Annotated in this window: 13 protein-coding genes and 1 pseudogene; 6 read left to right on the forward strand and 8 right to left on the reverse strand. The window is 50.0% G+C overall.

The genetic code is table 11. The annotated features are described in order from the left end of the window. Positions 1 to 593 precede the first annotated feature (593 nt). Positions 594 to 4,297, reverse strand: a pseudogene (gene metH / locus A5320_RS15630) (methionine synthase). Next, positions 4,294 to 5,226, reverse strand: a complete 933-nt coding sequence (gene metA, locus A5320_RS15635) for a homoserine O-acetyltransferase MetA (RefSeq protein WP_068066899.1) — start codon at positions 5,224 to 5,226, stop codon at positions 4,294 to 4,296. The pseudogene metH and the gene metA overlap by 4 nt, the downstream one beginning before the upstream one ends. A gap of 147 nt (positions 5,227 to 5,373) precedes the next feature. On the opposite strand from metA, the gene A5320_RS15640 reads away from it, so the two are divergent. Beyond that, a complete protein-coding gene (locus A5320_RS15640; RefSeq protein ID WP_068066902.1) occupies positions 5,374 to 6,246 on the forward strand; it encodes a hypothetical protein in 873 nt (290 codons plus the stop codon). A 142-nt stretch (positions 6,247 to 6,388) separates the two neighbouring features. On the opposite strand, the gene recA is transcribed toward A5320_RS15640, so the two are convergent. Together recA and A5320_RS15650 are read right to left on the reverse strand one after the other, a co-directional pair. After that, positions 6,389 to 7,444: a recombinase RecA gene (recA, locus tag A5320_RS15645; RefSeq protein WP_068066909.1), complete on the reverse strand. Its 1,056-nt coding sequence runs from the start codon at positions 7,442 to 7,444 to the stop codon at positions 6,389 to 6,391. Positions 7,445 to 7,490: 46 nt separating this feature from the next. Next, the gene (locus A5320_RS15650) at positions 7,491 to 8,003 is read right to left on the reverse strand and encodes a nicotinamide-nucleotide amidohydrolase family protein (protein ID WP_068066911.1); all 513 of its coding nucleotides are present in this window, start codon (positions 8,001 to 8,003) and stop codon (positions 7,491 to 7,493) included. A gap of 33 nt (positions 8,004 to 8,036) precedes the next feature. Between A5320_RS15650 and mutS the strand changes: the two genes are divergently transcribed. Further along, positions 8,037 to 10,637: a DNA mismatch repair protein MutS gene (mutS, locus tag A5320_RS15655; protein ID WP_068066914.1), complete on the forward strand. Its 2,601-nt coding sequence runs from the start codon at positions 8,037 to 8,039 to the stop codon at positions 10,635 to 10,637. 7 nt (positions 10,638 to 10,644) lie between these two features. Here mutS and A5320_RS15660 read toward each other — a convergent pair whose 3' ends face one another. From A5320_RS15660 to A5320_RS15675, 4 genes are read right to left on the reverse strand one after another with little or no spacing between them, the layout of a single operon-like run. Further along, positions 10,645 to 11,544 carry a transglutaminase family protein gene (locus tag A5320_RS15660; RefSeq protein WP_068066917.1) on the reverse strand — a complete coding sequence of 300 codons (900 nt, stop codon included), beginning with the start codon at positions 11,542 to 11,544 and terminating at the stop codon, positions 10,645 to 10,647. 60 nt (positions 11,545 to 11,604) lie between these two features. Further along, positions 11,605 to 14,010: a circularly permuted type 2 ATP-grasp protein gene (locus tag A5320_RS15665; RefSeq protein WP_068066921.1), complete on the reverse strand. Its 2,406-nt coding sequence runs from the start codon at positions 14,008 to 14,010 to the stop codon at positions 11,605 to 11,607. Positions 14,011 to 14,062: 52 nt separating this feature from the next. Next, a complete protein-coding gene (locus A5320_RS15670) occupies positions 14,063 to 15,049 on the reverse strand; it encodes an alpha-E domain-containing protein (protein ID WP_068066924.1) in 987 nt (328 codons plus the stop codon). A gap of 3 nt (positions 15,050 to 15,052) precedes the next feature. Next, complete coding sequence (locus A5320_RS15675) at positions 15,053 to 16,516, reverse strand: circularly permuted type 2 ATP-grasp protein (protein WP_068068081.1); 1,464 nt, start codon at positions 16,514 to 16,516, stop codon at positions 15,053 to 15,055. A gap of 322 nt (positions 16,517 to 16,838) precedes the next feature. Here A5320_RS15675 and A5320_RS15680 point away from each other — a divergent pair, with 322 nt between their 5' ends. The 4 genes from A5320_RS15680 to A5320_RS15695 are packed head-to-tail and all read left to right on the forward strand — an operon-like array spanning position 16,839 to position 21,265. After that, a complete protein-coding gene (locus A5320_RS15680; RefSeq protein WP_068066926.1) occupies positions 16,839 to 18,086 on the forward strand; it encodes an efflux RND transporter periplasmic adaptor subunit in 1,248 nt (415 codons plus the stop codon). 55 nt (positions 18,087 to 18,141) lie between these two features. Then, complete coding sequence (locus A5320_RS15685; protein WP_068066928.1) at positions 18,142 to 18,804, forward strand: ABC transporter ATP-binding protein; 663 nt, start codon at positions 18,142 to 18,144, stop codon at positions 18,802 to 18,804. A gap of 11 nt (positions 18,805 to 18,815) precedes the next feature. Continuing rightward, the gene (locus A5320_RS15690; RefSeq protein ID WP_068066930.1) at positions 18,816 to 20,060 is read left to right on the forward strand and encodes an ABC transporter permease; all 1,245 of its coding nucleotides are present in this window, start codon (positions 18,816 to 18,818) and stop codon (positions 20,058 to 20,060) included. After that, positions 20,057 to 21,265, forward strand: a complete 1,209-nt coding sequence (locus tag A5320_RS15695) for an ABC transporter permease (protein WP_068066933.1) — start codon at positions 20,057 to 20,059, stop codon at positions 21,263 to 21,265. Before A5320_RS15690 ends, A5320_RS15695 begins: the two co-directional genes overlap by 4 nt. Positions 21,266 to 21,313 lie beyond the last annotated feature (48 nt).

Below are 21,313 nucleotides of genomic sequence, written 5' to 3' on the forward strand. Positions count from 1 at the left end.
TGACATGCTCAGTATTACTGACTAAATATTTTACTATCTGGTCACTCATACTCAGTTAATTCGTTTTGCGAATCTTCTTTCACGAGTGCCCACACAGATGATTGATTGCTAATTGTTAAAGAGCGTGCTTCGACTTCGAAGCGGGAGGCGTATGTTACACTTCCCAGAATTTAAGTCAAGCAGCAGAATTCACTATTTCAATGAGCTCTGCTGCTCAACCTGACTTGCTTTGAAAACCCCGAAGGCTTTTCTGCCTCACTTCGACTTTCGGGCTTCTCAACCCCTCGTCGCTGCGAGGCGGCCATTTTAGTCAGTTTTAAGTTCGTGTCAAGCGTCTTTTTATCGACTTTTTTCATTTCACTTTAAACTCACTCAGTTCGCTGCTTTCGCTGCTCACCGTGGCATGGCGCGCATTATAGGGCGTATTTGAAATGGCGCAAGCGGGAATTTGAAGAAATATGACATTTTGAATTCAACCGCGCATTAAACAAACAACTTGTATTTTTAACCGGCATTTTCAACACCAAACCCGGTACAAAACTGCATTTCAGCGAGAAATCCTTTTCTCTGCTTTATATATAAAGAGAAACGTGTCAGCGCAAATTAGGCGCTAACCACATCTCAGCTTGTTCTTTGCTGAAGTTTTTGCGGGCGGCGTAATCCAATAATTGATCGTCCGCTATTTTACTTACCGCAAAGTACTTACTATCCGGATGAGCAAAGTACCAGCCTGATACGGCAGCGCCTGGCCACATGGCGTAACTTTCAGTGAGCTCCAGGCCAATCTCTGGTGTGACATTGAGCATTTCAAACAAAGTGCCTTTTTCGGTGTGCTCCGGACAAGCCGGATATCCCGGCGCCGGACGAATGCCCTGGTAAGCTTCGCGGATCAGCGCTTCGTTATCCAATGTTTCATCTGCGGCATAACCCCAATAGTCTTTGCGTACTTGTTGATGCAGGTACTCAGCTAAAGCTTCGGCCAAGCGGTCAGCCAGAGCTTTCACCATAATACTGTTGTAGTCATCGTGCGCGGCTGCAAACTCAGCGGCAAACTCATCAGCGCCATAACCGGTACTGACAGCAAAAGCACCTATATAGTCGGCAATGCCAGAAGTGGCTGGCGCGACAAAATCCCCTAAACAGCTATTCGGTGCGTTGTTACGCAACTGCAGTTGCTGACGCAGATTATATAAACGGTGTTTTTCGACGCTGCGGCTTTCATCGGTATAAACAATAATGTCGTCGCCTTCACTATTGGCCGGGAACAGACCGAAAATGGCCCGGCCTGTGACTTTGCGCGAACCAATCATCAGATCCAGCATGTCATTGGCATCCTGAAATACCTTGCGCGCTTCGATGCCAACTTCCGGGTGATTTAGGATCGCCGGATACCGACCGGACAACTGCCAGGTTAAAAAGAACGGCGTCCAATCGATAAACTCGCGCAATGTCTGCAGGTCAACATCTTGCCAGATATGAATGCCTGGCTTTTTCGGCGCTGGCGCAACTTTGGTTAAATCCAATTGGAATTTATTATCGCGCGCCTCAGCGAGCGTTAGCATCTTCTCACCAGGGCGGGCGCGTTGATGTTGTTCTACAGCACGGCGATATTCGTCATTCACTCGCGCCAGATAATCTGGTTTTTGTGTGGCACTAATCAATGATTGCACAACCGACACACTGCGCGATGCATTGGGTACATAGACCACGCCGTGTTGATAGTTAGGCGCAATTTTAATAGCGGTATGGGCTTTTGATGTGGTGGCGCCACCTATTAATAGCGGAATGGTAAAACCAAGCCGCGTCATCTCTTTCGCCACATGTACCATTTCATCCAATGACGGCGTGATTAAACCCGATAAACCAATGATATCGACATTCAGTTCCTTGGCCTTTTGCAATAAGGTCGCGCAAGGCACCATTACACCTAAATCAATTACTTCATAGTTATTACACTGCAGTACCACACCAACAATATTCTTACCGATATCATGCACATCGCCTTTGACGGTCGCCATCAGCACTTTACCTTGCGCTCGAGCGCCGGTGCCGGCTTTTTCCAACTCTATATAAGGTTGCAGATAAGCCACTGCTTTTTTCATCACCCGGGCAGATTTCACCACTTGCGGCAGGAACATCTTGCCTTCACCAAATAAATCGCCAACCACGTTCATGCCGTCCATCAGTGGACCTTCAATCACATGGAGTGGCCGATCGACTTGCAAGCGAGCTTCTTCGGTGTCGATATCGATGAAATCGGTAATCCCTTTAACGAGTGCATGCTCCAACCTTTTACTGACCGGCCAGCTGCGCCAGGCTTCGTCTTCTTTGACTGCAACGCTGCCATCGCCTTTAAATTGCGCGGCGATTTCCAACAAACGTTCAGTGGCATCATCACGACGATTGAGGATCACATCCTCGACCCGCTCCCGCAGCAACTCAGGGATATCGTCATAAACCGCCAATTGACCGGCGTTGACGATGCCCATGTCCATGCCGGCTTTGATGGCATGATATAAAAACACCGAGTGAATGGCTTCGCGCACCGGATCGTTGCCGCGAAATGAAAACGACACATTGGAAACACCACCGGAAATTTTGGCGTATGGGCAGAGCTTTTTGATCTCACGAGTCGCTTCAATAAAATCGACGGCGTAGTTATTGTGCTCTTCAATGCCTGTCGCCACGGCAAAAATATTTGGGTCAAAGATGATGTCTTGTGGCGGAAAACCAATTTGTTCGACCAGGATTTTATAAGCGCGTTGGCAAATTTCGACTTTGCGTTTTTGCGTGTCGGCCTGCCCTACTTCATCAAACGCCATCACCACCACGGCAGCACCATAACGACGCAGCAATTTCGCCTGATGTAAAAATTGCGCTTCACCCTCTTTCAGCGAAATGGAATTGACCACTGCTTTTCCCTGAATGCATTTCAGCGCAGCTTCAATCACTTCCCATTTGGAGGAATCGACCATAATCGGCACGCGGGAAATGTCCGGCTCAGACGCCAGTAAATTCAGGTAACGGACCATAGCGGCTTTGCTGTCGAGCATCGCCTCGTCCATATTGATATCGATAATTTGCGCGCCGCTTTCGACTTGTTGCCGGGCGACCTGCAGTGCCGCTTCGTACTTGCCGTCGAGAATGAGCTTTTTAAAACGGGCTGAGCCGGTGACGTTGGTGCGTTCACCAATGTTGATAAATCTGACTTGTTGCATTACCACTCCAACGAAAAGGCTTCAAGGCCGGCCAGATTAAACTGATGCGACACGGCTTTCGGTTGGCGCGGTTTTACGCCAGCAACCACGTCACTGATGGCTTTAATATGCTCTGGCGTGGTGCCACAACAACCACCCACAATATTTAAGAAACCTTGCGCCGCCCAGTCTTTAATTTCTGCCGCCATCTCAACGGCGCCTAAATCGTATTCGCCAAATTCATTCGGCAAACCGGCATTAGGGTGCACTGAGACATAACATTCTGAAATGCCGGATAAAGTTTCGACATAAGGCCTTAATAAATCCGGGCCTAAAGCGCAATTTAAGCCAAAGGTGACAGGCTCCACATGCGCCAGCGAATTGTAAAAGGCTTCGGTGGTTTGGCCGGATAAGGTGCGGCCGGAAGCGTCGGTGATAGTACCGGAAATCATCACTGGTAATTTATAGCCAATTTCATCAAAGACTTGCAGTACGGCAAAAGCAGCTGCTTTGGCATTTAAAGTATCAAAAATGGTTTCGAGCATAATGATGTCGGCGCCACCTTCAATTAAAGCATGCGTCGACTCCGTGTAAGCAGCGACCAAAGTATCAAAATCGACATTACGATAACCCGGGTCGTTCACGTCCGGCGAAATCGATGCGGTGCGATTGGTTGGGCCTAACACGCCTGCGACATAACGCGGTTTGTCCGGTGTTAAAGCAGTAAATTCATCACAAGCCTTGCGTGCTAAAGCCGCCGATTCCCGGTTAATGCGTGCCGACAGATGCGACATATCATAATCAGCCATCGCAATGGGTGTGGCGTTAAAACTGTTGGTTTCGAGAATGTCTGCACCCGCAGCCAGATACTGGCGGTGGATTTCCAAAATCACGTCTGGTTTGCTCAATACCAATAAATCGTTATTGCCTTTGAGATCGGATGGCCAATTGGCAAACTCATCGCCGCGATAATCAGCTTCCTGTAACTGATATGACTGGATCATCGTGCCCATAGCGCCATCCAGCACTAAAATTCGGGTTGATAATAAAGTGGAAAGCGCCGCTGGCGTCAATCTGGCTGTTGTTGGCTTACTGCTCATTGCACCCGCTCCTGGCCAATTTGTTGGATATCAAATGGCGTCGCCTGATAGACATAATAGTTCAGCCAGTTGCTGAACAATAAAAAGGCATGACTTTGCCACAGTTTCTGCGGCCCTTTTGCTGGATCGTTCTGTTTGAAGTAATTTTCAGGAATTTTTGGATCCAGACCAGCACCGACATCGCGTTGATATTCGTCGTTTAAGGTGCTGAGGTCATATTCAGGGTGCCCCGTCACAAACACCCGGCTGCCACTGCTATTTTGTAATAAATATGCGCCGGTTACATCGGCTTCTGCCAACACATGAATATCGGGATGTTGCTGGTATTTTTGCTTCGGCACCTGGGCATACCGTGAATGCGGCACTAAAAACATATCGTCAAAGCCTCGCACCAGCGGGCTTAACGGTTGCACTACGTCTTGCCAGTAGACGCCGGATAATTTGTCGCCACGAATTTCCCGTTGTAAACCATAGTAATAGTACAAAGCCGCATGCGCCGCCCAGCATAAGAACAAGGTCGAAGTGACATGCCGATCAGCCCAGGCCAGAATTTCTGACAATTGTGGCCAGTAACTAACATCTTCGTAGTCAACTAGCCCTAAAGGAGCACCCGTGATAATCAAACCGTCGTAGTTTTGCTGTTGTACATCAGAAAAATACTTATAAAAACAATTCAGATGACTTTCCGGGGTATGTTTGCTGACATGATTATCCAACCGGATCAGATCAATATCGACCTGCAACGGGCTATTTGCCAACAGCCGTAACAACTGAATTTCGGTGGTTACCTTATTTGGCATTAAATTCAGAATGGCAATTTTCAACGGTCGAATATCTTGCTGAGCCGCCCTGCTTTCAGTCATCACAAATACATTTTCCGCAGACAAAGCTTCGACGGCAGGTAATTGATCAATAACTTTAATTGGCATAACAGCTCCACACAGGATAAAAGTGCTGCTACTTTGGCGAAAAACAGCGAGAAAGTCAACTTCTACACGTTTAGATGGCTAAATAAAAATTGGCAGATACACAGCACACCTCTATGCTTTGGAAAGGTCGTTCAACGAGAATCACAGATGTCCCATTTTCGTAATAGCTTGGCGATTGCACTGTTTTTTTGGCTGTCTGCAGTTACAGCGACAGAGCAGATCGATATTTATATCCGGGATGATGTGTATGAAGACTATCTAAAATTTGTTGATGGCCGTGATGTGTTGTCGATCACCGAATTTAACAGTCCCTATCTGCGGCGGGATGTCGCCGATATGGTGGTGCTGCAACAGGCATTGGCACTCGGTGGTTTTCAGAAAAAATTCAATTACATTCCGGGCAAGGTCAATTTTCGAAATACCAAAATGCTGGAAAATGGCGAGTTGCTGTTAAGTTTTGACAGTTATTGGCTGACTGATGCCAAGGCGATTGCTGACAAAATTTACATCAGCGATCCGGTGATCAAAAAAGGTCAGTATCTGGCGGGAATGTTTGCCAGCCCAAACAATAAAAAAGTATTCGCTGTAACATCGGTTGACCAATTGGCAGAGCTGACCGCAGTGTCGACGCCAAAATGGCAAACGGATTGGCAGACATTATCAACCTTGCCATTAAAAAAATTGGTGCGCGAAGACGAATGGTTAAGCCAAGCCAGGATGGTGCATATGCAGTGGGTTGATTTTATGCTGATGCCATTATTTAACGCGCCAAGCGGTCATTATCAGTTGGAAAAAATCCATTTAAAAATGGTGCCAAAACTAGCCGTGCTGTTAAACGACAGTCGGCACTTCGTGATTAGCCGCAATCATCCACAAGGGAAAGCGGCATTTAGCGCTTTAAATGCCGGATTAAAACAACTGCGATCCACCGGGAAAATTGAGCTGATTTATACCAGAGCCGGTTTTTTGGTGAACCATGCGCAGTACAATATTTTAAATACTCCAAAAATCGTCAACTGACGCTTTAACCGAGCTCCACATTTACTCGTATTCAATTTTTACTGGACATAAAAAAACCAGCCGCAGCTGGTTTTTTATCAAAGGTTAAAGTGTCAGTACACTGGAACTCAATCCGACCGCTGTGATAGCGGCCTTAAAGTTTTTACAGCTCTTCAAACTCTTCCACTTCGGCAGCGACATCTTCAATCACCGCCGCGGTACCTTTTTTCGCAGCTAACAACAAGCGGCTACGCAGTTCTGTTTCAATTTCAAGCGCAATGGCTGGGTTGTCTTGCAGGAACTTCATTGAGTTCGCTTTACCTTGACCAATTTTGTTGCCTTTATAGGCATACCAGGCACCGGCTTTATCAATCAGCTTTTCATTCACACCTAAGTCAATCAACTCGCCGTTTTTACTGATGCCAGAGCCATATTGAATAATAAATTCGGCTTGTTTAAACGGCGGCGCCACTTTGTTTTTCACCACTTTGACGCGGGTTTCGTTACCCACAACTTCGTCGCCTTCTTTCACTGAACCGATACGGCGAATATCCAGACGCACTGAAGCGTAGAATTTTAAAGCGTTACCACCGGTGGTGGTTTCTGGTGAACCAAACATCACACCAATTTTCATCCGGATTTGGTTGATGAAAATAACTAAAGTGTTCGAACGTTTGATATTACCGGTCAGTTTACGCAGCGCTTGTGACATTAAACGCGCTTGTAAACCCACGTGGCTGTCGCCCATGTCGCCTTCAATTTCTGCTTTTGGTGTCAGTGCAGCCACCGAGTCGACGATGATCACGTCTACTGCCGCTGAGCGTACTAACATGTCACAAATTTCCAGCGCCTGTTCACCGGTGTCTGGTTGCGAGACCAGTAAGTCGGCAACATTCACACCTAACTTAGCGGCATATAGTGGATCTAAAGCGTGTTCAGCATCGATAAAAGCACAGGTTTTACCCATTTTTTGTGCTTCAGCGACCACTTGCAGTGTTAAAGTAGTTTTACCTGAAGATTCAGGGCCATAAATTTCGACGATCCGGCCGCACGGTAAACCGCCAATGCCGAGGGCGATATCCAGACCTAATGAACCTGTTGGAATGAAATCGATCTCAAGCGCGGTGCTGTCCCCCAACCGCATAATAGAACCTTTACCAAACTGACGTTCAATTTGACCTAAGGCTGCGGCCAGTGCTTTTTGCTTGTTGTCGTCCATCTGAATCTCCGGCTAAAAATCTGAAAAGGCATGAAATGCTGTATGCTCATACAGTAGTTGAATGCGTTTCCTCTGTCAACAATAAAATCAGTTGCTGCAGGGCAAAATCAATCGACTGTTGACGAACAGCTGAGCGATCACCGTGAAACAGTAATTTGGTGGTGACCGTATGTCCGAATACATAAAAGCCAAAACAGACAGTCCCCACAGGTTTGAGTGTTGAGCCGCCATCTGGTCCGGCAATGCCAGACACTGCCACAGCCACCTGCGCATTGGCCGCTTGAGCAGCGCCAACCGCCATTTCCGCTACGGTTTCTTCGCTGACCGCGCCAAACTGCAGCAAAGTGGCACTTTTCACCGCTAATAATTGTTGTTTGGCTTTATTGCTGTAAGTGATAAAACTGCGATCAAGATAAGCGGAGCTGCCGGCAATGGCGGTCAGGCTATAAGCGATACCACCGCCGGTGCAGGATTCAGCAGTGGTGATAGTGGATTTTTTCCGTAATAATAGCTGACCAAGTTCAGTCGCCAATAGCTGGGTTTGGGCAGGAACCGTCATCTTTAGTCCAATGCAGGAATACAGAACCTCATTATGCCGTCAGAACTAAAAACCGAGCAAGCCTCCAGCACATTTCTCCCCGCTCACACGCCGATGATGCAACAGTACCTTGGCCTGAAGGCTGAAAATCCGGACATTCTGCTGTTTTACCGGATGGGTGATTTTTACGAATTATTTTACGACGATGCGAAAAAAGCATCGGCGTTGTTGGATATTTCGCTGACCAAACGCGGCCAGTCAGCAGGTTCGCCGATCCCGATGGCGGGCGTACCGCATCATGCAATGGAAAACTATTTGGCGCGACTGGTAGCCCTTGGCGAATCGGTGGCGATTTGTGAACAAGTTGGCGACCCTGCGACCAGCAAAGGCCCGGTTGAGCGCAAAGTAGTGCGGATTGTGACGCCAGGCACCGTCACCGACGAAGCGTTATTAAATGAGCGGCAAGATAATTTACTCGCAGCTTTATATCAGCAGAAAAACCAGTTTGGGCTGGCCTATCTTGATTTAACTTCCGGCCGTTTTTTACTGACCCAAGTATCACAACTGGATGATTTATACGGCGTATTACAAAGATTAAATCCGGCAGAATTGCTGTATAGCGAAGATCATCAGCTGCCGGATAACATCATTAAAGGCAAAGGCGCCAGACGTCGGCCACTGTGGGAGTTTGATCTTGCCAGCAGCGAACGCGCGTTATGCCAGCAATTTGGTACCCGCGATTTACAAAGTTTCGGCGTGAATGACGCACCGGTCGCTTTAATGGCGGCCGGTTGTCTGATGCAGTACGTCAAAGATACGCAGCGTAGCGCCTTACCACATTTACGCTCGATAGCGCTGGAACGCTCGCAGGATCATATCGTGCTCGACGCCGCCACCCGGCGTAATCTGGAACTGACGCAACGCTTAAACGGTCAGTTTGAACAAACGCTGGCCTCGGTGCTGGACCAATGTCAGACCGCCATGGGCAGTCGATTATTAAAACGCTGGATCCATGCGCCGCTGCGTGATCAGTCGGTGGTTACGCAGCGGCATCTGGCGGTAGCAGAATTGCAGCATTATTGGCTCGAGCTACAACCGCAGTTAAAACAAATTGGTGATATCGAGCGTATTGTCGCCCGCTTGGCGCTACGTTCCGCCCGGCCACGCGATTTCGCCAGATTACGCCAGGCGCTGCAGCAACTGCCGCAGTTGCAACAAGCATTATCGCCACTGCAAGCACAGCTTTTAACGCAAATCCGCCAGCATTGTCAGCCACTACCAGAGCTTTGCACTTTACTTGAGCGCGCCATTATCGAAGCGCCGCCGGTGTTGATCCGCGATGGTGGCGTGATTGCCGATGGTTATTCAGCAGAATTGGATCAGTGGCGCGCGCTGGCCACCGGTGCTACCGATTATCTGGAACAGCTGGAACAACGCGAAAAAGCCCGTACCGGAATTGCCTCGCTGAAAGTTGGTTTTAACCGGGTCGCAGGTTATTTTATCGAAACCGGCCGTGCCGCCGCCGATGCAGTACCGGCCGATTACATTCGTCGGCAAACGCTAAAAAACAACGAGCGGTACATTATTCCGGAACTGAAAGAATACGAAGACAAGGTGCTTGGCAGTCAAAGTAAAGCCCTGGCGTTAGAAAAACAGCTTTATGATCAACTGTTTGATTTATCGGCGCCTTATCTTTCTGAATTGCAGCTGTTAGCTTCGCAGTTATCAGAACTGGACGTGCTGAGCAATTTTGCCGAGCGCGCTATCACCTTGAATTATCAACAACCGAAGCTGGTGGCTACCACAGGCTTGACGATTGAAGCGGGCCGCCATCCGGTGGTGGAAACGGTCAGTAGCGAGCCTTTTATCGCCAACCCGCTGTCAATGCATGACAAACGCCGGATGTTATTAGTCACAGGCCCGAATATGGGCGGTAAATCGACCTATATGCGCCAGACTGCACTAATAGTGCTGATGGCTTATATTGGTAGTTTTGTGCCAGCCGCAGCTGCGACTTTAGGGCCGGTGGATCGCATTTTTACCCGGATTGGGGCTTCTGACGATCTGGCGTCCGGCCGTTCGACCTTTATGGTGGAAATGACCGAAACCGCCACCATTTTGCACCACGCCACGGCGCAAAGTTTAGTGTTGATGGACGAAATCGGCCGTGGCACCAGTACTTATGATGGTTTGTCGCTGGCCTGGGCTTGTGCTGATTATCTGGCGACCCGGCTTAAAGCGCTGACGCTGTTTGCCACGCACTATTTTGAACTGACCGAACTGGCCAGTTTGTTGCCGGGGGTGGTGAATATCCATCTGGATGCAGTGGAGCATGACGAACATATTGTGTTTATGCATCAAGTGCAGGATGGCGCGGCCAGCAAAAGTTATGGTTTGCAGGTGGCGCAGCTGGCTGGTGTGCCGAAAAAAGTGATTGAACAGGCGAAACAGAAGTTAGCGCAGCTGGAGCAAGGGACACCTGCGTTTCAAGCTACGCCAGCGCAACCAACATCAGCCGCACAACCGCTGCAACAAAGTTTGTTGTTAGAAGCTGCTGAACATCCGTTACTGGATCAATTGCGGCAGTTGGCGGTGGATGATTTAACACCACGGCAGGCGCTGGAATTACTTTATCAGTTAAAACGCCAAATTTGATCAAGGTTTAAGGCAGTGGCATTACGTCCACTGCCACTTCTAATAGATGCTCCCCTAATCCCTGCAACACGCCTTTGAGCGGCACTACATCGGCGTAATCGCGGCCGTACGCCAGCGTCAAATGCCGCTCATCCGGTAGCAAATTATTGGTCGGGTCAAAATCGACCCAACCTAACTCTGGATCATAAACCGCAAACCAAGCGTGGGAGGCGTCAGCGCCAACCAAACGCTCAAAGCCTTCTGGCGGCTGGGTTTCCAGATAACCGCTGACATAACGGGCCGGAATACCCACGGCGCGCAGGCAGCTGATCGCGAGCTGGGCAAAATCCTGACAAACACCCCGCCGATGTTCCAGTACTTCGCTGACTGGCGTTATCACTGAACTGAATTCTGGATCGTAACTAAACTCGTTAAAGATCAACGATGTTAATGCCGAGACGTTTTCCAGCACAGTCCGGTGTGGCTGTTGCACTTGCGCCCATAAAGCGGCGGCACCTGGCAACAACGGGATCATCCGGCTGGCAAAACGGCATTGCCGGGCTAACAACAGGTCTTTGCTTGCCAGGATTTGGTTGTGTGGCGACTGGTTGATAAAACAATGCTGCAACTGGTCGAAATCCACACCTTTGGCCAATTGCCCGGCTAAATAACGCGGTTGCACTTCAACAATCGAAGACGCCAACACCGACAATTCCTGATGCGGGCTCTGCAAATGAATAAAATGCCGCACATTGCCAAAACTATCGAGATGCGAATACAAGCCACTGGCGACAGGTGTCACTTGAATTGAGCTTTGCAACACCTGCTGATAAGGCAATTGCCGCGGTTGCAGACAGGCCAAATTGTAGCTATTGGCAATCGGCTGCTGATATTGGTAGCGGGTCAGATGGCTAAGCTGATACTTCATGCACGCTCCGGTTACTGGCTGCTCGCCGCTTCATTTGCTTCTTCATTAAAAGCACTGTCATCAAAAACTCTGCCAGGCGCTGTGCTGCTGCGCATGATTAAAGTACGACAAGGTTATGCTGTCCGATAATTGGCGCAATCGGTGCTGCAACTGATTCAGCAACATGCCAAGCGCTGGCGTGGCTTGTTGTTCACTATCAAACAAACTTTGGGGGTCTGCCAGTTGTAACAACGACACCAGCTCCAGCGCAATCCGCTGCTCTGGACTTAACATCGTTGATGCGGCCAGCTGCGGTAATTTGGCACATTGCCGCTGAATACGGGCGCACTGATAACCCACAGATCTGGGGGTACTATCGTCCAGCAATAACAAATCAATAATTGCCAACGGGTGGAGTTCACTGCGATAACGCCGCCGATACGTCATTAAGGTATCGGCCATCCGTAGCACCGCTTCCATCAAAGCCGCACTGGTCGGCGGTGCTGGTTGCTGCGGCACGAACACTGTTTGCAATAACGCCGAGGTTTGCAGCGCCCGTTCCAGATGCTGGCCTAAATCCATCATCCGCAGCGTCTGCGTGCGGCTCATCGTTTCATTGTTCAAGCCATAAATAGCGGTTTGCAGCAGAATGATTTCATCTAATTGGCGCAGTAACGCTGCCGGTTGTTGCCATTTTAATTGCTGCGGCCACTGATAAATGGCGCTTTGTAGTTTATCTAATACATACCAGGTATCTTCGCCGAAATACTCCCGCACTGACTGCGCGTTGAATAGCAGATGTTTCAGCACTGCGACAATGCCGGTCGAATTTTGTGGCTCAAACATTTGTTCCATCAAATCCGGCAAAGACAAATGCGCTGCAGCGACCAACTGACTGCCATTGGCTTTCAGGCAAAATCTTAACAACGCCAGCGCATCTTCACCTGCTTCCGGCGCATGCTGCGGATTAGCCTGTGGATTGGCAATCAGCGGCAACGCCGAGCGCAGCGCCCGACAAATCAGATTTAACCTTTCGTTATAACGCCCTAGCCAAAATAAATGGTCAGCCACCCGGCTTGGCACCAAACCACTTTGCCGTGACAACGACAATTGCTGGACGCTACTTTGCAGCAAACTGCTGGTTTGACCGCGATCCGCCAGCACCCAGACATCCTTTACCGTGAGCTCAGCCTGCGGCACTTCGGCGTTTTGTAGTGCCATGGCATCCAAGGCAAGTCTGGCATAAGCCCCCGGCAACACACTGACTTTTTCCGGCTGCAACAAACTAAATAATCGCAATTGCCCTGCCAGCATTTGTTCGCCTGCTGCCGGATGCCAGCAGGCTAGCTGACTGAGTGGTTGTAATTCGATGGCAATATAAGCGGCGGGTTGTTGCTTAATTTGGGCTTTGAGTTCTGTATAAGACTCGACTGCCGTCTTATCTGCCACTAACCGACTTAAGTGATAGCGTCGGCCATCCCGCTGATCCACCAACCGATAATTCGCAGGTGCCGCCCAAAATTGCTGCAACTGCACTTCATCACCAAGCCACAACGCCGGCGCCGAAGGCAATAATAATGGCTCGCCCAATAACGCCTGGCACAAGGCTGGCATAAAGGGCAATAACAAGCCGCTATCCAACAAACTGGTACCCGGCGGATTGGCGCAAAATAATTGCTGCTGGCGAATACTTTGCAGCAAGCCAGCGCAACCACTGCCAGATGGATCCAGTTCCAGCGGATCGGTTTTCGCATCGGCTAAATAGCGTAATAAACTGGCTACCGGCTGCAAACCGGTCAGCGTTTTTAGCCAGAGCCGACCATCTTTAAACATCAAATCCGCGCCATGCACCAGCGCGATATCCAGATAATTAGCCAGGAATGCTTGTTCAAAATAACCGGCGTTTTTCGCCACCGGCGCCAATAAACCCACCAAGGTACTGCGATCGGCAGCAGGTTGTTGTAACAGCTGCAATAACTGGCGAAAAAATCCGGCCAGCTGGGCTTTTGGGAGTGCCGGTAATTGACTGCCACAATGGTTAAACGCCAGCCGGTGTTCCAATAAATAGCCCAGGCCATCCGGCAACTGGCTAAAATCCGCCAGCACACAAAACTCACCGGCAGCATTTTTGCCGACATCGGCAGACAATAACGGCAACCAGGCGCTGGGTGCGGCCCCTGCATTGGCAACGTTGAATAGTCCACAGGCTGGCAACAGATAATTGCCTGAAAGATAAAGTAAATCAGCTGGGATGATATTGTCTTGCAGCAATTGCTGCGGGCCATATAGATCGGCCAACACCGCAGCCAGCAACCGGTGGCGCTGCGCCAGTCCCAGTTCCAGCTGTTGCCATTGCGCCTCATCGATCAGCCAGGGCGAACCATCCAGCGTACGGGCGCCACTTTGCCATGGCTCGCCATCAATACCATTTTCACGCAGTTCATGCTGCAACTGCTGATGGAACTGCAGACGATCCACTGCGCTCATACGATGGTTCCTTTTGCGGGCCGATTTGTCGGTCGCTGTTTGTCCGGCAGCATCAGGCCGACTTTTGCTGCGTTTGCGCTGCCAGTGGAGCCTGACATGGTGCCAAAATCGCCTGATGCAAACTGATAATACCAGCCTGAATATGATCAATCAGACTATGCAATTGCTCGGTCGATAATTCCGCTAACGCCTGATGCTGTAATAATGACTGCAACTGATACACCTGCTGCAAAATACTAACACTATGCGGTAAACCACGTGCCGATGCACCGACTCTGTTCAGACAATAAGCAATAGAACGCGGAAAATCGGCATAAGTCAGCAGATAATCAATGGCATCGACATCGGCCGCCTGATGCGCCACATAATGCTGATAAGATTCCACCCCGCCCAGGGCATTCAAAATCGAGGTCCAACGAAATTTCGGCCTTTTGATTTGGGTGGGTTGTAACTGCTGTAGCACCATCACATCCATAATGCGGGTGGTCATATCGGCGCGTTCAACATGACGGCCAATATTAAACAAATCAAAGGCCTCGCTACGCAGCATGGTACCGTCCAATACACCAACCACCATCTGACAACGACGGCTGACTTCACTCATCAGCTGATAACGCTGCTGTCGGCTCACCGCCATGCTGCAGTTTTGCTGCAGGAACAAATCAAGTGCATTCAGCTCTTCCCACATATCACGGGGAATAAGTGGCCGGATGGTGCGCGCATTGTATTTCAGCGCACTGCTGGTATACAAAATCGACACCGGGCTGTCGGCTGCATTTATTAAATACGCCATCACCGCTTTTTCGGTATCGGCGACACTCAGTTTTCCTTGTTCACCATCCACCGCCGCAGCTGCTGTTCCCAAGATAGCTTTACTGTCCTGTCCCAACACTTCAAGCAAAATTGGCCAGCCAAATTGCGTATCCTGATGACTGTCGATCAGCAAGTGACTGGTGGCGTTAATCAGCCTGGCCGTGTCGTCAAGCCGCTCTAAATAACGACCGAGCCAGAAAATATGTTCTACCGATTTTAATAACATAAGTTACACCTCATCATTGATGATCCAGGTATCTTTACTACCACCGCCCTGCGACGAATTCACCACCAAAGAGCCTTTGCGTAGCGCGACCCGACTTAAACCGCCGGTACTGCAATACAGGTCTTGTCCTTGCAAAATAAAAGGCCGTAGATCCAAATGCCGCGGCTCCAGCTCGCCGTCACATAAGGTTGGTGCTGTCGATAACGCCAAGGTTGGCTGGGCGATAAAATTGCGAGGGTTAGCGATAATGGCGGCAGCCATCTCGTCCCTTTCGACCTGGGTGGAACGTGGCCCAATCAAAATGCCATAACCGCCGGATTCATTGGCCGGTTTCACCACCAGCTGATCTAAGTTCGCTAGTACATAACCACGATCTTTTTCATCCGAGCATAAAAAGGTCGGTACATTGTCGATCAATGGTTTTTCGCCTAAATAATATTCAATAATTTTAGGCACATAAGCATAAATCACTTTGTCGTCAGCCACCCCGGAGCCAGGCGCATTGGCAATCGCCACTTGCCCCTTGGCCCAGGCTTTAAATAACCCAGGCACGCCAAGCACTGAATCCGACCGGAACACGGTGGGATCGAGGAAAATGTCGTCAACGCGGCGGTAAATCACATCCACTTTTTGCCGGCCATGCAAAGTGCGTAAATACACACCATCATCTTCGACGGTTAAATCGGTATTTTCCGCCAGCTCAATGCCCATTTGTTGCGCTAAAAAACTATGTTCAAAATAGGCTGAGTTATAAATGCCGGGCGTTAACAACACGATACAAGGCACATCACCCGGCCTTGGCGAAAGCGAGGCCAGCATTTTCCACAGCTGATGCGGATAATCGTCGACCGGCACTATGGTTGAGTCGGCGAACAGTTCCGGAAACACCCGTTTCATCACGGTGCGGTTTTCCAGCATATACGACACGCCCGACGGCACCCGCAAATTATCTTCCAGCACCAGAAAACGCCCGGTCTCATCGCGGACTAAATCGGTGCCACAGATATGCGCCCAGACGCCAAAAGGAGGCGACACGCCCCGACATGGTGCAAGAAAATTACGCGAATCGAGCACTAAATCAGCCGGCAGGATGCCGTCTTTTAGCACTTTTTGCTCGTGATACAAATCATCGATAAACAGGTTCAGCGCCTGCAACCGCTGGGTTAAACCCGCACTGGTTTTGCGCCATTCCGACAAAGGAATAGTACGCGGCATCACATCCAGCGGCCAACCTCGGTCGATATTCTGCCCTTCGCTATAGAGAGTGAAACATACGCCCATCGCGCTAATTGTCTGATTTAACAGCTGTTGACGGGCTAACAGCTCGGCACGACCATGTTTATCAATAAAACGGGCAATTGCCGCAGCGGGTAATCTCGGCTGACCGGTCGCCGCGACCAGCTCGTCATAACAACCCTCGGTAAAGGGATAACCACTAAAACTGCTGGTGTGTATCGGTGCTGTCATCGGCATCGTCCTCCTGATCTTTTTTATGCCAGCTACGCGGATTCAGGCGACAGCTGTTTTGGTGCAAAATGCATTGCTATAGGGACATGGAGCAAGGGGTGTGCCAGTGGGGATTTTTCGGTTGGGATATTCCAGCGAATAACGGCACAGTGCCCACTGTCCGCTTTCGGACACCCTGCGTTCGACTACGCACAGTCTGCTGAATTTTAATCTCAACCAAAAACAAATAAGCCACTGATTTAATTAAACAAAAAACAAAATTTAAAACTGGTGCGCTTCTTGCCATAACCCTACAACTTAATGTCCTTCAGGAAGTTGTATCTTGGACCAACCGCTTCAACCGCAGCAGCTGCAAGCCCGGCGCCGACGTGTGTTTATCATCAGTGCTTTGGTGGCACTCAGTCTGAGTCTGGCCGGCTGGTTTTTACATCGGCTGCTGACCCCGGAACTGCAACGCAGCGAACTGCGTATCGCCACTATTAAACTCGGCGATATTGCCAATACTATCAATGGCGCTGGACTGGTGATCCCGGTGCATGAAGCGCAGGTCGCCAGCCCCATCAGCACCCGTGTCAGTAAAATTCATGTCAAACCAGGCCAAACCGTGCAAAAAGATCAGCTGCTGCTGGAGCTGGATGATCATGATGTGCAGCTGGCGATTGAAAACCTGCGCGAGCAAATCGCCCAGCAAGACAGCTTGATGCTGAGCCTGACCGTGGGGATGCAGCAACAACTGAAAAAATTACGCAGCGACATCGAGTTACTGCAACTTGACTTAGCCAGCTCCAGAGTACGACTCTCTCGTTTTCAGAAACTCGGCGCGCTGGGGATTACCTCGCAGGATGATTTACAAAGTGCCGAGCTGGTGGTGAAACGGGCCGAAGTGCAATTAAAACAGCAGCAGGAAGCGATAGTCGATACCCAAAAAGCCACCGAAGCCACGCTGGAAAATGCCCGGTTACAACAGTCGATTTTCCAAAAACAACTGGCGCAACAACAAAGAGTGCTGGATCGAACCCAGGTCAAAGCGCCGTTTGCCGGCATGCTCACCTGGTTGCCGACCGACGAAGGTACCGCAATACAGGCTGGCGAATTGGTTGCCAAATTGGCCCAGCTGGATAACTACCGGGTGGAAGTGTCGGTATCGGACTTTTACAGTCGTTATCTAGAGCCCGGTCAGCCAGTGCGGCTAACCTACAATCAGGAAACATTAATCGGGGAAGTGCAAACCATATTGCCGGAAATCAACAATGGTACGGTACGGCTTTATGTCAGTTTGCAACAGCCAAACCATCCACTATTACGCAATAAACTGCGGATTGAAGCCAATATTATTACTCAGCAAAAACAACAGACGTTGATCGTTGAACGGGGTACGGCGATCAAAGGCAGCGGAGCGCAGCAGGTATATCTGCTCAAAGACGGTGTCGCCGAAAAAACCATGCTGGAGTTTGGCCTGGCCGACTCAGGGCAAATTGAAGTGCTGAGCGGCGCCACTGCCGGTATGGAACTGATTATTTCCGAACTCAACAGTTATCAGCATTTAACCCAGATCCGGGTTTCAGACTAACGCATGCATGACCAGCACCGTCATGCCACGAACACTTTTAACAGGGGAACTACCAATGATTAAACTCAGTGCGATCAGTAAAAACTACCAGACCGACAAAGTACAAACGCGGGCGCTGGATAATATCAACCTGCAGGTCCAGGCTGGGGAATTCGTATCCATTATGGGTCCTAGCGGCTGCGGCAAAAGTACTTTGCTCAATATCATCGGTTTACTCGACCGGCCAGCATCAGGTCAGATTGAAATTAATGGCCAACTGCTCGGCAAATACAGCGATAGTCAGGTGGCGAAACTACGCAACCAGACCTTTGGTTTTATTTTTCAAAGCTTTCATTTAATCAACGAGCTACGCGTGATCGACAATGTCGAACTGCCCCTGCTGTACCGCAAGATGCCAGCAGCTGAAAGGCGTGCCAAAGCCAAAGCAGCGTTGGAAAAAGTCGGGTTAACGGCGCGGATGGAGCATTTCCCGAACCAATTATCCGGCGGTCAACAACAACGGGTGGCGATCGCCAGAGCGATGGTTGGCGAGCCACAAATTTTGCTGGCCGATGAGCCGACCGGTAACCTCGATAGCCAGATGGGCGCCGAAGTGATGTCGCAATTGCTGGCGCTGAATCAGGCTGGCACCACCATTGTGATGGTGACGCACAATGAGCAAGAAGCCAAACATTCCAACCGCATCGTGCGGGTATTTGATGGTCAACTGGTGCAATAACGGGAACTCCAATGCTGAAAAATTATCTGTTAATTGCCTGGCGAATTGCCCTGCAACGTAAGTTATTTACAGTCATCAATTTGCTATGTATCAGTCTGACTTTATTGGTGTTATTGGTGCTGACGGCGTTACTGGAAAATACCTTTGCGCCGACCGGCGTCGAGGGCAAAAGTCCGCGGATGTTGCAAATTGTCACCATGGTGTCGCTGAACGAGGAAAAGGGTAATTTCCGGCACGGCCCGCTGGGTTATAAAGTGATTACCGATTACATCAAACCTTTGCCATCGGCCGAATTGGTGGCTGCAGTCAGTATGCCGGAAAGTGCTTCGGTGTATCAGCAAGGCCGGATCACCGATTTATTGCTGCGCCGCGCCGATGCGGCATATTGGCAAATTCTGGATTTTGAGGTGCTCGATGGCCGTGTCCCTACAGCTGAAGATGTTGCTGCCGGGCGGTTTGTGTTGGTGCTGAATCAAAGCACCGCCACCCAACTGTTTGGTAAACAAAGCGCTGTTGGCCAGCAACTCAATGTGGGTGGTCAGCAATTTACCGTGATAGGGGTGGTCGCCGATGTGCTGCAACTGAATTCGTTTGCCGATATGTGGGCACCCGTCAGCACTTATCCCTCCAGCGATTATCAGCATCAGCTATGGGGCAATTTTTCGGCGTTGATCCTCGCCCGCTCTGCCGCCGATTTTCCGGCGCTACGCCAGGAGCTCGCCACCGCCGTCGCTGGTTTTAAGTTTGACGACCCGTTGAAGTGGCAGGAAGCAAAAATCTGGGCGGACAGCAAACTAGAGTTTTTTGCCCGGATGTTACTGCAGAATCAGACAGAGCCTGAATCCGGTGCTGCCAGTTTATTGCTGTTGATTAGCTTACTGATGTTGTTGTTTATGCTGTTACCGGCACTGAATCTGGTCAATCTGAACACCGGCCGGATGATGGAACGCAGCACGGAAATTGGTGTACGCAAAGCGTTTGGCGCCAGTCGACAACAGCTAATCGGGCAATTTCTGGTCGAAAATTTACTGTTATGTTGTGTCGGTGGTCTGCTCGGTTTAGCCATGGCCGCCGGTACGCTGGAATTGATTGAACAGTCCGGCGTCATCCCCTACTTGCAAGTGGAAATTAATCTGACGGTGTTTGCCCTAGGTATGGTGATAAGTATGGTTTTCGGGCTGCTCAGCGGCATTATCCCAGCCTGGCGCATCGCTAAACTGGACCCGGTTCACGCCTTAAAAGGAGCGCGTCGATGATCCATCATATTTTTAAACTGGTGTGGCAACGTAAATCACGCCATTTGCTACTGAGCCTGGAAATTTTACTGGCCTTTTTAGTGGTGTTTGCGCTTTGCGCTGCAGCGGGCCGTTATTATCAGCTGTTTCAATTGCCGACGGGCCTCAGCCATCAAGCGCGCTGGCTGGTGTCGATTGAAGGACAAGACCACGATGAACTGACCCAAACAGCTACCACAGCCAGCAATACCGAGCCGCTGATGGCGCAGTATCAAAGAGCTTTAAAACAAATTCCGGCGATGCAGCAAGTCAGCTTCACCGATTTGCCATTGTATGATTTGTCGCGGCAAACCACCCTACTGCAGCGCGCCGACACCGGGCAAAGTCTGGGTGTTGACCAGATTTCGGTCAGCGATGACTTTTTCGCCGCCGCCGAACTACCACTGATTGCCGGTCGTAGCTTCAACCAAACCGACAATGGCGCCGCCCATCAACCGGTGGTGATTGACCAACGGCTGGCGGATACTTTGTTTCCGGGCATTGATCCGATTGGCCAATTGCTGCGCGATGACGCGACCAGTAGCAGCACCAGTTATCAGGTTATCGGACTGGTACAAGCGCTGCGCACTCAGGGCGAACTGATGGCAGTGGCGCCGACCGTGATTACCAGATTATCCGAACAAAGTGTGCCGGCTATTTTGCTACTACAACTGGCACCGGGTACCGATCGGGCCATTGAACAGCAGTTGCTGCAACAGCTAAAACAAGTGCGCAGCGACTGGCGGTATAACATGGAACCTTTGACCCAAAAACGCCAATCAATGCTGCGCACGCAGATGATCCCGCTGTTTATTTTGGCAGTGTTAAGCGCTTTTTTGTTATCGATGGTGGCGTTCGGATTATTTGGCGTGTTGTGGCAACATACCAGTCTGCGCATTCCGGAACTTGGTTTGCGCCGGGCCATTGGCGCCACCGCCGGAAACATTTACTGGCAAATCATTGCTGAACAATTGCTGCTGAATTTACTGGCGGTCAGCATTGCGCTGGTATTGCTGGTGCAGTTGCCGCTGACCGGTGTGTTGGGTGAACACCTGAACTGGCCGCTATTTTTGATGGCAAGCCTGGTCGCCACCTTGATCATTTGTTTGTTATCGTTGATCTGTGCATTATATCCGGCCTGGCGCGCCAGCCGTTTAACGCCGACCGAGGCTTTGCATTATGAATAACCATCACTGCCGGCAGAGGCTGCCTGTACTCACTTTAACCGGGAAACC

The sequence above is a fragment of the Rheinheimera sp. SA_1 genome, from assembly GCF_001669775.1.
Lineage (GTDB): Bacteria > Pseudomonadota > Gammaproteobacteria > Enterobacterales > Alteromonadaceae > Pararheinheimera.

Coding starts and splice junctions, on each gene's coding strand:
- mutS (WP_068066914.1), top strand. CDS start 8,037: ATGCCGTCAGAACTAAAAACCGAGCAAGCCTCCAGCACATTTCTCCCC.
- A5320_RS15665 (WP_068066921.1), bottom strand. CDS start 14,010: ATGAGCGCAGTGGATCGTCTGCAGTTCCATCAGCAGTTGCAGCATGAA.
- A5320_RS15675 (WP_068068081.1), bottom strand. CDS start 16,516: ATGACAGCACCGATACACACCAGCAGTTTTAGTGGTTATCCCTTTACC.
- A5320_RS15640 (WP_068066902.1), top strand. CDS start 5,374: ATGTCCCATTTTCGTAATAGCTTGGCGATTGCACTGTTTTTTTGGCTG.
- A5320_RS15690 (WP_068066930.1), top strand. CDS start 18,816: ATGCTGAAAAATTATCTGTTAATTGCCTGGCGAATTGCCCTGCAACGT.
- metA (WP_068066899.1), bottom strand. CDS start 5,226: ATGCCAATTAAAGTTATTGATCAATTACCTGCCGTCGAAGCTTTGTCT.
- A5320_RS15670 (WP_068066924.1), bottom strand. CDS start 15,049: ATGTTATTAAAATCGGTAGAACATATTTTCTGGCTCGGTCGTTATTTA.
- A5320_RS15650 (WP_068066911.1), bottom strand. CDS start 8,003: ATGACGGTTCCTGCCCAAACCCAGCTATTGGCGACTGAACTTGGTCAG.
- A5320_RS15695 (WP_068066933.1), top strand. CDS start 20,057: ATGATCCATCATATTTTTAAACTGGTGTGGCAACGTAAATCACGCCAT.
- recA (WP_068066909.1), bottom strand. CDS start 7,444: ATGGACGACAACAAGCAAAAAGCACTGGCCGCAGCCTTAGGTCAAATT.
- A5320_RS15660 (WP_068066917.1), bottom strand. CDS start 11,544: ATGAAGTATCAGCTTAGCCATCTGACCCGCTACCAATATCAGCAGCCG.
- A5320_RS15685 (WP_068066928.1), top strand. CDS start 18,142: ATGATTAAACTCAGTGCGATCAGTAAAAACTACCAGACCGACAAAGTA.